Raw genomic sequence first — 12,835 nt, 5'->3', positions numbered from 1 at the left:
GGCCTGTGAAAAATCAGGATCTTACCCATCTCGACCATCGTGTCGCGGAAGCGGAGAAACGGACCGGCGCCCAGATCGTCCTCGCAGTCATCGGGCGCAGCGACTCCTATCCGGAGCTTCCCTGGAAGGCTTTCGCCCTCGGGACGGCCCTCGCCGCGCTGCCGGTCTTCGCAATGAACGGGATGCGGCCGGGATGGGCCTCCGGCTACGAGGCCTTCCTGTCAGCGGCACTGCCGCTCGGAGCGGGTATCCTCTCCATCCTGCTCTGCCTCTTTGCGCCCGCCTTCGCCCGGCTCTTCCTGGACGCCCACCGCGCCTCCACGGAGGTTCGCCAGTACGCCTCATCCCTGTTCCTCACCCGCGAGCTGTTCGCCACCCGCGGGCGGACGGGCATCCTGCTGCTGGTCAGCCAGTTCGAGCGGCGCGTGGTTGTCCTTCCCGACACGGGGCTGGATACGCGCCTGGGACGGGACGCCCTGCAGGCGGTCGTCGCGCGCATGACGAAGGCCCTCCGGGAAGGCGAGATCTCCCACGCCCTGGAAGAGGGGCTGGCATCCCTGGAAGAGGCCCTTGCCCCGACGGCCCCGGGAGAGCCCGGGGAGAACGAACTGCCGGACGGGATCATCGAAGAGAAAGGTTCATGAGAAAAGCCGCGCGGTTCCTGCTGATTCCGGTCCTGGTCCTGCTCCTGGCGGCGGTCGCCGCGGCCGCGGACGTCCCTTACCTCTCCGGCCGCGTGACCGACAATGCGGAGATTCTCTCGCCGGAGACGCGCCGCTCGCTGACCGAACAGCTGAAGAGACACGAGGCGCAAACGAGCAACCAGGTCGCCGTGCTCACCGTTCCCACGATCGGGGAAGAGAGCATCGAGGACTATGCCGTCCGGGTCTTCGAGGCATGGAAGCTCGGACAGAAAGGGAAGGACAACGGTGTCCTGATCATCGTCGTGCCGAACGACCGGCGCATGCGGATCGAGGTCGGGTACGGCCTCGAAGGTACGCTCACCGACGGCCTGGCCGGCCGGATCATCCGCAACGACATGACGCCGCGCTTCAAGGAGGGGGATTACAACGGCGGCATCGAGGCGGGCGTAAAAAGCGTCATCAGCCTGCTGGAGGGGGGCAAGGCGCCGGAGGCCGGAGAGACGACGGGCGCAAGCGAAAAGCCCGCCAAGTCCGGATTCCACTTGGAGGAGCCGGACCTGTCGATCACCGAGCGGATCCTCTTCGGCGCGTTCATCTTCGGCATCATCGGTCTGTTCACGGTGATCGGCGTCCTGACGCCCGGGGTCGGCTGGTTCCTCTACTTCTTCCTGATCCCGTTCTGGGCAACGTTTCCGATTGTCGTCGTCGGCACCACGGGCACGCTCTACCTGCTGATGGCCTATGCCGTCGGGTTCCCCCTCGCCAAGATCCTGATCTCCCGGACAAAACGGTTCAAGGAAATCAAGAAGAGCTTCGAGACCAAGGGGGGCGCCAACATCGGCGGGATGTGGGTCACGTCGGGAGGCTCCGGCGGAGGGTCGAGCTTCTCCAGCGGTGGTGGCTTTTCGGGCGGAGGAGGCTCCTCCGGCGGCGGCGGCGCATCCGGAAGCTGGTAACGATCATCGCTCTTCCGGCACGGCCCGGGCGTCCATCGTCAACCCGGCAACAGCTTTGGCTTTATACGAAAGCGGCCGACCGGTTGTGAGCCGGTCGGCCGCTTTTCATTCCGTTCATTCCCTGACAGGCCCGATCCCGCTGACGGAAATCTGCGCGGGCTCCGGGTTCCCCTTCAGGCCGTCGGGATCACTTCCAGATCTTCTTCAGGACGTCCACGGCCGCGTCGGCCGCGCTACCGGCCTTTGATTTCGCCGAGCTGCCGGCACCGGAGGTCCCTTGCGTCGCCGATTCGGCGACACTGGCTGCGGCCTCCTTCGCGCCTTCCGGGGAGCTGCCCGCCATCGCGGCCTTGTAGCACTTCTCCCGTTCATAGCCCGATTTGTAAATGGGGTTGTAGTAACAGTCGACGGCCGCCTTGTTCGATTTCCAGTCGTTGTAGCACTTCAGCCCCCCTTCGGAGGAGCATTCTTCCACGAGCGTGCAACCGCAGTCTTCCGGTGTCGGACCGCATCGTTTGTTCAGAAAGTCCTGAACGGTCTCCTGGCCTTTGGGGCACTTGAATGTGGGCGGCCAGTCCTGTTTCTGATTGCTCCCCATGCACGGTCCGATGACGACACCGGCTCCGAAAACCAGGTCTTTGCGATGCCAGCACTCGGACTGCATGCGCTGTGTCTTGCAGTCGGGCGGCTCGGTGTTGCCCGCAAGGCCGAATTTGGGCTTTCCGTAGGGCGTGCAGTCCACCATCTTCGAGTTGCCGACCCGCATCTCGCATTCCCGTGTCGATCCCCTGCGGCAGCAGGCGCTGGCCTTCAGGAAGAGCCGGCAGCCGCATTTCTGCAGCTCGACGATGTCATAGTCCCAGCAGGTCCCCACGGGGGTGATGTAGTGCTTGCCATCAAGCTGATTGGTCGTACGCTGTCCACCCATGCGCTTGACGCTGAGGACACGGTCCTTGACGTTGTTCTGCCCTTCCCACATCTTCTTCACCTGGGCCGTGGACGGCTCCGCCAGGGCATCGCCCGTGGCGAGCGAAAACAGACCAAGGATGCACACGAACGCAACAGGCCAATACGAGCTTTTTCCTCTCCTCAGATCCATGATTTCTCTACCTCCTTTTGATGGCTGTCTCTGTCGGACGGGACCCCATACATAGAGGGATTGAGGCTTTTTTTCAATGCCAATCGAACAGGACTCGGGCAGAAAATGTTCAGGCAGGCCACAGAAAAGCACTGTGCCTGCCTGCAGAAAACACGTCGTGCGGGATCGTATGAAACCTCGAACAATGGATCAGATCCCGGCCCGGTCGGCCTGCCCGGCTGCGGCCCGCTCAAGCCAGCCACCGTATTCCACCATCCGGGCCAGGACCCGGACGGCGCGCTCGGGCGTCGGAAAGGAAATCCCCTTGTAGCCGCCCCCGTCGATATCCGTCACGATCTTGCCGTCCATCGACACGCCCAGGATCGGTTTTTCGTATTTCTTCATCAGTGTGATCGTGTGGGCAACAAACTGTCTGTATATATCTGCAATGAGACGCTCGCTGTCCTCCAGCCATTTTGGCATGGCTCCCGGATGGACCGTATTGAAAATACGGACTTTTCTCCCCCCGAACAATCCCCGCTCGCCGGTCCCGATGTGGAACACGGCATCGCAGCCGTCCCAGGAGGCCAGCACCTCCATGACACGCAGGGGAACTTCCAGATCGGCAACGGCGACCATGTCGACCGGATTCGAGCGGCTCCAGTAGTCGGGGAGAAGCTCATTGATCCTGGAAATCACATGCTCCGGCAGGCGCGGTATCTCCAGGCCGGACTCGATGCAGGCATCCGTGGCGACCACGCCCATGCCGCCGCCCATGGTCATGATGGCGACCCGCTTCCCTTTCGGCAGAGGGAGGAAAGAGAAGGCCGCCGCAAGGTCGAACAGCTCCAGGGGCTGCTTCGCCAGCACGGCCCCGGCCTGCCGGCAGGCCGTTTCAAAAACCCGCGTATTGGAGGCCAGGGATCCCGTGTGGCTTGCCGTCGCCCTCTGGCCCGCTTCTGTCCTTCCCCCTTTCAGGATGATGACCGGCTTGTTTATGGACACGCGGGAGACCTCCTCGAAGAACCGCGGACCGTTCTTGACGCTCTCGATAAAGAGCAGAATCGCGTTCGTCCGGTCGTCCTCCCGGAAACCACTGAGATAATCCTCGATGGTGATCATCGCCTCGTTCCCCGTGCCGCTGTAGGCCCGGATGCCGTAGTTTTCCTCCTCGGCAAAATGCAGGAAGATGGACCCCATCGTCCCGGACTGGGAAATCATGCTGATCGAACCCGGCTTCGGGCTGTAGGGGGCCCATACGCAGTTGAATTTCGCATGCGGACTGGCAAGGCCCATGGTGTTGGGCCCCAGGATCACGACGCCGGCCTCGTCGGCCTTCCGGACCAGCTCCTTCTCGAGGGCCTTCCCCTCACTCCCCAGCTCCGCGAATCCGGAGGTCGTCAGGAGCATGTACCGGATGCCCTTGGCCTTGAACTCCGGAATCAGCCCGGGAACGCTGGCAGCCGGAACGGTCACGACCCCGAGGTCGACGTCGCCGGGGATCTCCGTCACCGACCGGTAGACCGGGCGGCCGAAGATCTCTCCCCCCTTGTTGTTCACGAGATGGATCTTCCCCTCGTATCCGCCCGCCACGACATTGGTGAAGAGTGTCTCCCCCCATTTTCCGAATTGGGACGAGGCGCCGACAAAGGCAACGGACTGGGGGTTGAAGAATTTGAAGACGTCCCGGCCTGCGACGGGGGGCCGGGCGGCGGGAGGAACCGGCCTCTCCCCGAGGACGACCAGGGCGTCGACCGCGGTGACCCGTCCGTCGGCGCCGATGATGAGCGGATTGACGTCCACCTCCACGATATCCGTCATCTCCATGCCGAGACGGGACAACCCGACCAGCGTCCTCACGATCTCCTCCCGGCGGGCGGGAGCGTCTCCCCGAAACGCCTGGAGAAGACGGGAGGACCGGAGCTCGCCGATCATCATCTCCGCCTGCTCTTCGCTGACCGGGGCGATCCGAAAGACGACGTCGTCCAGGGCCTCCGTGAAAATGCCACCCAGGCCGAACATGACGACCGGGCCGAACTGGGGATCGCAGAAGAGCCCCGCAACAAACTCCCGCCTGCCGCCGATCATGGGCTGAACGAGATAGCCTTCCAGGTCGTCTCCGGCCGCTCGGGCCACCGCGTCCGCCGCAGCGAGCAGATCTTCTCCGGTTCCGATATTCAGACGGACGAGTCCCCTCTCCGTCTTGTGGGTCAGTTTCGCTCCCAGTCCCTTGAGGACGACGGGATATCCGATTTTTTCCGCAAGCAAGACCGCCTCCCTGGCGGTCTTCGCCACACCCTCTTCCACGACGGGAACGCCGTAGCACATCAACACCTGCTTCGATTCCGCCTCGGTAAGAGCGGATCGGCCTTCCCGTTTCGCCTTCTCAACCAGACCCTTTGGATCCATTCCTTCTCCCTCATTCAAATTTGATTCACGACAGCGTCCACCGGGGGTCTACCCGCCATGAGACTCGCCCCTCGCTTGCCCGCCGGCGGCATCGCCGAAAGGACGCCGATGACCGATAGCGCCGGCATCCATGACTATATGCCGGAACGGTTCGGGCCGACCGCACCGGAAAGATCCCGGCGAGCGAACGGCCGGTGTTGATCTTCTTTCGTTTGTCGATGTGGCGGGCCGGATCGATGCGGCGACGCTCATCCATGCGATGAAGCGATCGCGGCGGCTCTTCACCCGGCTGCATTTTTCCAGAGGCGCCGTTCGAAACGGATTCCGTTCAGGCACTGCCTGTGAAAACGCTGCGCAGGATGCTCCGGAACTCGTTTTCGTCACAGTACTGCTTGAGCTGCTGAAGCCCGATGAAAAGCGAGTAGTCGCGGTGTGAAAGCATCTGAGCCTTGTCGGGGGCGATCCCCGATTCCACATACAGATTCCTGGCGTATTCCAGCCTGCGCCTGTCCAGGCGGTCCTGAAAGGACTTCACCCTGGGATCGTACAGGGCCCATGCCCGCATGGCCAACTCCAGCTCGCCCGAGATCTGGAACGCCAGCTTTGTGAGTTTCTTCAGCCTGGCCTGATGATCGCCCGCCTCATTGGTCTGCTCCACGACTTCGTCGATCATGTTCTTCTCGTGGTATTCGAGCAGGGCCTCGATGTAATGGTCACGGCTGCTGAAGTGGTGATAGAAGGAGCCCTTGGTCTTCCCCGTGGCGAGCGTGAGCCGGTCGATGGAAAGCGCGCTGGGGCCTTCCTTTGCCAGGATGTTCAGGCCCTCTTCAAGCCAAGTTTTCCTTGTGTCTCGCTCTTTCGACATGGCTCGTTTCATACCATACCGTACGGTATGGTAACCATCATAAACTTCCATTCCGCGATACTCGCCCGCATCGCTCATTTCCATGGAATTTCATGTGGATGTTTCATCTCGATGAACGGATGCCCTCCTCCGGGCCGAAATCGGCTCCTCCCGGGCAGGAACAACGAGCCGCTTGCACCCGTTCGGAATCGAGGGAGGATCCCTCCCTGCCGCCGACCCGGTGGATTCTTCCGGCGGCTTCTGCTAAGGAGCCATGGTGATTCCCCGAAAAATCCATCCAGGAGGTTCGTTTCGCATGATTCTCGATCGCAATCAGCTCTTCGAGCTTGCCCAGTTCTCCATGATCCGCATGGATGGCGCGTGGTTCATGGCCGTGGCGCAAAAATTCGGGAAGGAGGCGGCGTGGGAGACCGACGTGGCGGCATGGCGGCAGCTTTCCTACGTCATGGGGAAGAGGCTCCGGGGAATGCTGACGGCGGAGCCGAAATGGCCGGACGATTTCCTGGACGTGCTGGAGGTCCTGTGCGCCGTGATGAAAATGGAGGGGAGGAGCATCACTGTAGACGGCGGAGCGATCACCGTGAGGGTGACGGACTGCGAAACGCAGAAGGCCATCGCCAAGGCCGGAATCGCCGACTGCGGCATCGCGACGGCCGAAACGTACCGGGGCCTCGCCCGGGGGATCTACGGAAAGGAGTTTGCCCTCGACGTCCGGCACACGAAAAACCTGAACCGGGGGGCTGACTGCTGCGAGATCATCCTGACCGCCCCCGTTTCCAGGTGAGCGCTTTCCGGTTCCGAAAGAAGATCAAAGCGGGACAGCCCTGCATCATCCTATACAACCATCGGTCGGATTACGACATCCTCGCCCTTGTCACGCCCCTGGAGATCCGGTTCCGCTGGGTCATAAAACCGGATTAGGAACAGGAAGTCCCATAACAAACGATTCATGACAATGGAAACGGTAGAAGAGAGAAGAATGACAGCCGAGTTAAGGCCTCAAGAATTTGAGATTTGCAGATGAGCCCTTGCCCGGACGATTGATTGATCACTTCGGCGGTGGCCCAGTACGGGGACCGCGCTCGATTTTCAATGCCTCCAGCTGGGCATAAATGCTGTCGACCTGCCGGACGATGGCAGCCCGATCCACTCCCTTTGCTTCAAGTTCCTCAAGGACGCAATCGACAGCCTTGTCGTAGTCCCGCTTAAACCGATCATTCATTCGCTTCCACGGAACCCCGGCCAGACTGTTTGCGATTTCGGCATCAAAATCGATTCTGCCAAGCGCCAGAAGAACGGCAACGACAGGGTATCCCGCGTATCCCTGCCAATAAGAGGCATTGTCGTTTGAACTGAGGCGCTTCATGTCATCGGACCATTGAACGGAGTATTCCTTGTCGGCGGCGGACGATGTGACTCCCGCCTCGTTCGGGCTTTTGATACGCACCCTTCCGTCGGCGAAGGCACTCAACGCTTCATAAATCTTGGCTTTTGGCGGCAATTTCCATTCCGTCATGGTCGTTCTCTTTTTTTATATCGATGATCTTCCCGTCACTTAACACATTTGCCGATAACGTGGCCCGTGGAAACGGATCCTTTTTTTACGCCCGGATAGAAACACGGAGTCGATTTCCCCAGACACACGAATCCAAAAGTAAGAAAAAAGGGCCAAAACCAACCGGATCATCCCGGCGGTCATGACCCCTGCCTTGGCCCCTATGCATTTACATCTTATTGTTTTTACTTGATTTAAAAGTGATGGTGGAGGCGGCAGGAGTCGAACCAATAAAAAGCCGATGATGACGGATGACCAACGATGACAAACAATTACGAATGATGACGACATAACTGGCTTTTCTCTTGCCTCGTCGTCCGTTTGGTATGTCACTGAAGATCATCAAAAATCATCCGTCGTCATCACTGTTTGGGCACAATTTTGGGAACCATTCCCGCAACGCCTACAGGAAATCCTTCCCTGGAACAACCGAGATCTTCCCGCCGGGCGGATCTATCCCATGATCGCGGTGCCTTGGGGAAATTCCGTGCGCTCCCCGTCTTCATCGTGTATACTTCCGACATGAATAAGAAATCCCTTCTGAAAACCAATCCTTACTTGAAAGATGTCGAGGTGTGCGACGCCCTCTTCACGATATCGGTGTTCACATCCGCAGCCGTGGAAGGGGTCCATCTCGCGGCAAAAAAGGCGTCTATCTCCGTGCCGTCCCGGAAGCCGAAAGCGGCCGCGAAGTCTTCAAAGAGCGATCGATCACCTCGCTGAAAATCCGTGTCATCGGTTCATAGTTGCAGTCCATTCCCGCCTGTACGGCCGCGAAATACCCTTGCCGCTTCTTTCCCTTCAGCAGTCCGAAATCCAGCGGCGGCAGCCCTGCCTGCAGTGCCATCAGCACGGCTAAGAGACGGGCTAATCGTCCGTTCCCTTCTCGAAAGGGATGAATCAGGATCAGTTCCGTGTGAACGATGGCCAGATCATAGGCCGCGTCATGGCGGGACTTGGAGCGGCAGGGTGTATGTCTGCCAAGAATTTTCTTCTCAAACTCGTCCATGAGACGGGGGATCTGCGCCGCAGCGGCGAAGGGAAACGAGCCTTTGCTGATGTTGACCTGACGGTATTGCCCGGCCCATGGGTAGATGCCGCCAAGCCACGTTTTGTGCATCCTGCAGATATCTGCCGCAGTGAACCGATGGTCCTCTCCATATTGGCCGGCAAGATTCTTCAGGGCTCGCAGCAGCTCCTGTGCCTCCAATGCGTCCATTTGCCGTTTGCTCTTTATCCCGCACAAATTACGCAGGACTCGCCCCCGCGACCCCTGCTGGTACTGACTTTCCAACAAGCCGGAAGTATCGTATTTTGTTCCCCTTCCCATTCATTCCTCCTGGCTCGACAATCCTTCCCAAGATGACTCCCCTCTTGGCTCTTTTCATGGGGAAGCAGTTACGCACCAAGAGACGATATAGAGTCGACTGTTTTAAAATCCATTTTCCCCGAGATGTTATCGGTTTGGATCTGATTTATCATTTGGCTACTGAAATGTGTAGCTTCAATGCTTTGCTGCAAGCACTGTTCTCTGGGACACTTATACCGCCGTGAGCCAAGATCACGACTGATAAAAATGGGGTTCACGGATGTAAAGGCTTTAAACATCCATGAGTGGATATGTGGGAACATCCGGCACACCATTTTCAACCCCAAAAACCATTTTTAGGCACAATGGTGGGCACAAAAAAAGGCGGCTGCTTTTAAGCAATTGAATTTATGGGTTTTCGACAGATGGGCGGCGGTATAATTAGAGAATTGGATGTTTGATTTAATAACTGTTTGAATTGTATAGCCTTTTCCTAAAGCTTCCTATCGGAAATCGCGACCTGCCAAAACGTATCCATGTGATATCATTAGTTTTATTTCGATGGTGGAGGCGGCGGGAGTCGAACCCGCGTCCGGAAACCTTCCACTTCAGTTTCTCCGTGCGCAGCCCCTGATTTGATTTCGCCTGTCATCCCTCCCAGGGGCGGGATGGATGCAGGCTAGCCTTTTAGATTTTCGCCCCCTTCCCCCCAGGCAGAGGAAGTCGGTTATCCTGCCTTTATGACGCCCTCATCCGACTCGGCAGGCGAAATCGGGAGGACGCTGGCCTATGCGGCCAGTGCGTAGTCGTAGTTGTTGGCGACTAAGTGTTTTCCTGCCTGTTTAACGAGGCCTGCAGGAACCTCGGCACGCTTCTGATAGCTTCAACGATCCCCGTCGAAACCGTGACGCCCCCATATTGGAATTGGAAAGAACTGGCCCTTTGTATAACCTTCATCCGGTCATCGTCAAGCGGAATCCCGGGATCCGGATTGGCGGCGATTCGCAGGATGATCCCGGAGCGATCCGGCCGTGGCAGCGGCAGAGTATCCAGCAGACCCGGCCAATTCTATGATCCGCTCCGGAAATCCCAAGCCCGCCTTCAATACAGCCGGACCGGCAGGCCTCAATCCCGGCCCCTGTCCCGGAACCCCCGCTCCATGTCCCGTTTGTCCTCGCGGGCCCGGAGGTCGTCCCGCTTGTCGTAGAGCTTCTTCCCCCGGCCAACCCCCAGCTCCACTTTCACCTTACCCTTCTTGAAATACATCCTGAGGGGTACGAGGGTGAGCCCCCTCTCCCGGGCCTTGCCGTAGAGACGGCGAATCTCCTGCTTGTGAAGGAGGAGCTTCCGCGGCCGCAGCGGGTCGTGGTTCCAGCGGTTCCCGAAGGTGTACGGGCTGATGTGCAGGTCATAGAGGACCACCTCTCCGTTGTTCACGGAGGCAAAACTGTCCTTCAGGTTGGCCCGGCCCTCCCGCAGGGACTTTACCTCCGTCCCCACCAGGGCGATCCCGGCCTCGTAGGTTTCATCGATGAAATAATTCCGCCGCGCCTGCTTGTTGGTGCAGATGGACTTTTCGGCGGCTTCGCTTTTCCTGGCCATGGTTCTTCTGCTCCTCAGGGCCGGCCCGGCGCCTGCCGCAGGCCCGCCCCTGGAAGGTAATCGGGCTTGACGTGCCGCATGGCCAGGTTGATGTTGTGGCGGATCTGCGGATTGTCCCGCTCCAGCCGGTCCAGGAGATCCTTGATATACTGCCGCTTCGAGGCGCCGCTGGTGGGGCACCGGTTCTTCACGGCGGGGATCCCCTGTTCCCGGGCGTATTTCTTGACGAGCTCCTCTTCGAGGTACGCCAGGGGCCGGATCACGTGGAGCTTCCCCCGGAAGAACTCCTGCATCGGCTTCATGGTGCTGATCTCGCGCCCGTAAAACAGGTTGATGAGAAGCGTCTCGATGATGTCGTCCCGGTGGTGGGCGAAGGCGATCTTGTTGCAGCCGCGCTCCTCGGCGATCTCGAAGATCCGTTTCCGCCGCAGGCGTGAGCAGAGGAAGCAGGGGTTCTTCCGGTTGACCTCGCTGTGGGCCACGGGACCGTAGTCGGTCCTGTCGAGGACGTATTCGCAACCGGTGCCCCGGAGCCACGCTTCCACCGCCCGGAGGTCCTCCCCGCCGGGATCGAAGCCCAGATCGACGTGAACGGCCAGGAGCGTGAAGGACGGCGTGAAGACCATGGGCGAATCCAGGAGGTCCAGGAGGACGAGACTGTCGGCCCCGCCGGATACCCCCACGAGTACCCGGTCGCCCTCTTCGATCATGCCGTATTCCATGACGGCCCGCTCCAGCCACTTCTTGAGGTGGAGGAACAGGCGCGTTCTCGTGCGCTCTCTTTCCATGCTCCTGCCCGATTTCGGCCTTTCTCCCGGCCGCCCCTCGACACGGGGCTGTCCGGAGTTCTCCCTCTATCCCAGATGGGTCTCCGAATCAAGCCCAAGAGCCCCGGACGCCGCATCATTCCTTGATAACCGGGGCGGATTCGAGTACATAAGGACCGGCCCCGGCAGGGCGCCTGGAAGGATATCGGAAACGGATTACCAAAAAATCAAGCTCTTCCAGTGGAAGAGACGAGGAGGATTTATGACAGAAATCATCAATGTACACGCCAGGGAAATCCTGGATTCGAGAGGCAACCCCACGGTAGAGACGGAAGTCACGCTCTTCTCCGGTGTCACAGGCCGCGCGGCAGTCCCCTCCGGCGCATCCACGGGGGAGCACGAAATGCTGGAGCTGCGGGACGGGAACAAGAAGCGCTACCTCGGAAAGGGCGTGGAGAAGGCCGTGGCCAACGTGGTCGGCAAGATCGGCCCCGAGATCCTTGGCATGGACGCCCTGATGCAGAGGGAGATCGACTATGCCATGATCGCCCTGGACGGCACCGAGAACAAGAGCGCCCTCGGCGCCAACGCCATCCTCAGCGTCTCCCTGGCCTGCGCCAAGGCGGCGGCGATGACCCTCGAGCTTCCCCTGTACCGTTACATCGGAGGGGTGGCCGCGAAGGATATCCCGGTCCCCATGATGAACATCATCAACGGCGGCCAGCACGCCGACAACAACGTGGACATCCAGGAATTCATGATCATGCCGATCGGGGCCAGGACCTTCAAGGAAGGGCTCCGGATCTCCGCGGAGGTCTTCCATACCCTGAAGGCCGTCCTCAAGGGCAAAGGCTACAACACCGCCGTCGGCGACGAGGGCGGATTCGCCCCGAACCTGAAGTCCAACGAGGAGGCCCTGTCGCTCATCGTGGAGGCCATCACGAAGGCAAAGTACAAGCCCGGCAAGGATGTCTCCATCGCCCTGGACTCGGCGGCCAGCTCCTTCTACGAGAAGGGTATTTACCGGCTTGCAGCGGAAAAGAAGCCGAACAAGACAGCGGCGGAAATGGTCCGGTATTACGAGGACCTCGTGAAGAGATACCCCATCATCTCCATCGAGGACGGCCTGGACGAGAACGACTGGGAGGGCTGGAAGCTGCTCACTGCGGCCCTGGGAAAGAAGGTCCAGATCGTGGGCGACGACATCTTCGTAACGAACAAGAAGCTCCTGGAGAAGGGGATCGGCCTCGGCGTGGCCAACTCGATCCTCATCAAGCTGAACCAGATCGGGTCGCTCACGGAGACCCTGGAGACGATCCAGACGGCCAAGGAGGCCGGCTACACATGCGTCGTCTCCCACCGGTCCGGCGAAACGGAGGATGCCTGCATGGCGGACGTGGCCGTGGCAGCCAACTGCGGCCAGATCAAGAGCGGCTCCCTCTCCCGCAGCGAGCGGCTGGCCAAATACAATCAGTTGCTCCGCATCGAGGAGGAGCTGGGTGAGATGGCCGTCTATCGCGGCAAGGGGGCATTGTATTCCGTTCGGGGCTGATTCGATCCCGGCGACAGAAAACCGTTCCTTGACGGGAGAAGGGATGAAACCAGAAGCCCCGGATGCAACAGCGCATTCGGGGCTTTTCTAAATGTCCT

At 59.9% G+C, this 12,835-nt stretch carries 11 protein-coding genes and 1 other RNA gene; 4 read left to right on the top strand and 8 right to left on the bottom strand.

Going from position 1 to position 12,835, the window contains the following annotated elements:
- The first annotated feature begins 5 nt into the window (after positions 1-5).
- Positions 6-644, top strand: a complete 639-nt coding sequence (locus tag PLO63_04265; GenBank protein ID HOI73341.1) for a hypothetical protein — start codon at positions 6-8, stop codon at positions 642-644.
- Positions 641-1,600 (top strand): YgcG family protein, encoded by a 960-nt coding sequence (locus tag PLO63_04260; GenBank protein ID HOI73340.1) that lies wholly within the window; start codon positions 641-643, stop codon positions 1,598-1,600. The genes PLO63_04265 and PLO63_04260 overlap by 4 nt, the downstream gene beginning before the upstream one ends.
- A 187-nt stretch (positions 1,601-1,787) precedes the next feature.
- Here the strand turns inward: PLO63_04260 and PLO63_04255 are convergent, their stop codons facing one another.
- The 3 genes from PLO63_04255 to PLO63_04245 all read right to left on the bottom strand — a co-directional run bounded on the left by PLO63_04255 (position 1,788) and on the right by PLO63_04245 (position 5,952).
- Positions 1,788-2,699, bottom strand: a complete 912-nt coding sequence (locus PLO63_04255) for a hypothetical protein (GenBank protein ID HOI73339.1) — start codon at positions 2,697-2,699, stop codon at positions 1,788-1,790.
- Between the two features lie 189 nt (positions 2,700-2,888).
- Positions 2,889-5,087, bottom strand: coding sequence for an acetate--CoA ligase family protein (locus tag PLO63_04250; GenBank protein HOI73338.1), 2,199 nt, complete (start codon positions 5,085-5,087; stop codon positions 2,889-2,891).
- A 328-nt stretch (positions 5,088-5,415) separates the two neighbouring features.
- On the bottom strand, positions 5,416-5,952 hold the full coding sequence (locus tag PLO63_04245) for a TetR/AcrR family transcriptional regulator (protein HOI73337.1): 537 nt from the start codon (positions 5,950-5,952) through the stop codon (positions 5,416-5,418).
- 295 nt (positions 5,953-6,247) lie between these two features.
- Between PLO63_04245 and PLO63_04240 the strand changes: the two genes are divergently transcribed.
- The gene (locus PLO63_04240; protein HOI73336.1) at positions 6,248-6,736 is read left to right on the top strand and encodes a DUF6125 family protein; all 489 of its coding nucleotides are present in this window, start codon (positions 6,248-6,250) and stop codon (positions 6,734-6,736) included.
- 264 nt (positions 6,737-7,000) lie between these two features.
- Here the strand turns inward: PLO63_04240 and PLO63_04235 are convergent, their stop codons facing one another.
- From PLO63_04235 to PLO63_04215, 5 genes are all read right to left on the bottom strand, one after another.
- Positions 7,001-7,468: a hypothetical protein gene (locus PLO63_04235; protein ID HOI73335.1), complete on the bottom strand. Its 468-nt coding sequence runs from the start codon at positions 7,466-7,468 to the stop codon at positions 7,001-7,003.
- Between the two features lie 691 nt (positions 7,469-8,159).
- Positions 8,160-8,837, bottom strand: coding sequence for a Fic family protein (locus PLO63_04230; GenBank protein HOI73334.1), 678 nt, complete (start codon positions 8,835-8,837; stop codon positions 8,160-8,162).
- 541 nt (positions 8,838-9,378) lie between these two features.
- Positions 9,379-9,731, bottom strand: a transfer-messenger RNA (tmRNA) gene (ssrA, locus tag PLO63_04225).
- A gap of 210 nt (positions 9,732-9,941) precedes the next feature.
- Positions 9,942-10,418 (bottom strand): SsrA-binding protein SmpB, encoded by a 477-nt coding sequence (smpB, locus tag PLO63_04220; protein ID HOI73333.1) that lies wholly within the window; start codon positions 10,416-10,418, stop codon positions 9,942-9,944.
- 14 nt (positions 10,419-10,432) lie between these two features.
- Entirely contained in the window at positions 10,433-11,206 is a 774-nt protein-coding gene (locus PLO63_04215) for an ATP-binding protein (GenBank protein HOI73332.1), read from the bottom strand.
- Between the two features lie 241 nt (positions 11,207-11,447).
- Between PLO63_04215 and eno the strand changes: the two genes are divergently transcribed.
- Positions 11,448-12,737 carry a phosphopyruvate hydratase gene (gene eno, locus PLO63_04210; protein ID HOI73331.1) on the top strand — a complete coding sequence of 430 codons (1,290 nt, stop codon included), beginning with the start codon at positions 11,448-11,450 and terminating at the stop codon, positions 12,735-12,737.
- The last annotated feature ends 98 nt before the right edge of the window (positions 12,738-12,835 follow it).

Source organism: Syntrophales bacterium (assembly GCA_035363115.1).
Classification (GTDB): domain Bacteria; phylum Desulfobacterota; class Syntrophia; order Syntrophales; family PHBD01; genus PHBD01.
This window is presented reverse-complemented; position numbering and strand designations above follow the sequence as displayed.

What these genes read in the sequence shown, in the direction of transcription:
- PLO63_04255 (HOI73339.1), bottom strand. Translation starts at nt 2,699, where the DNA reads ATGGATCTGAGGAGAGGAAAAAGCTCGTATTGGCCTGTTGCGTTCGTG.
- eno (HOI73331.1), top strand. Translation starts at nt 11,448, where the DNA reads ATGACAGAAATCATCAATGTACACGCCAGGGAAATCCTGGATTCGAGA.
- PLO63_04245 (HOI73337.1), bottom strand. Translation starts at nt 5,952, where the DNA reads ATGTCGAAAGAGCGAGACACAAGGAAAACTTGGCTTGAAGAGGGCCTG.
- PLO63_04215 (HOI73332.1), bottom strand. Translation starts at nt 11,206, where the DNA reads ATGGAAAGAGAGCGCACGAGAACGCGCCTGTTCCTCCACCTCAAGAAG.
- PLO63_04260 (HOI73340.1), top strand. Translation starts at nt 641, where the DNA reads ATGAGAAAAGCCGCGCGGTTCCTGCTGATTCCGGTCCTGGTCCTGCTC.
- PLO63_04250 (HOI73338.1), bottom strand. Translation starts at nt 5,087, where the DNA reads ATGGATCCAAAGGGTCTGGTTGAGAAGGCGAAACGGGAAGGCCGATCC.
- PLO63_04230 (HOI73334.1), bottom strand. Translation starts at nt 8,837, where the DNA reads ATGGGAAGGGGAACAAAATACGATACTTCCGGCTTGTTGGAAAGTCAG.
- smpB (HOI73333.1), bottom strand. Translation starts at nt 10,418, where the DNA reads ATGGCCAGGAAAAGCGAAGCCGCCGAAAAGTCCATCTGCACCAACAAG.
- PLO63_04235 (HOI73335.1), bottom strand. Translation starts at nt 7,468, where the DNA reads ATGACGGAATGGAAATTGCCGCCAAAAGCCAAGATTTATGAAGCGTTG.
- PLO63_04240 (HOI73336.1), top strand. Translation starts at nt 6,248, where the DNA reads ATGATTCTCGATCGCAATCAGCTCTTCGAGCTTGCCCAGTTCTCCATG.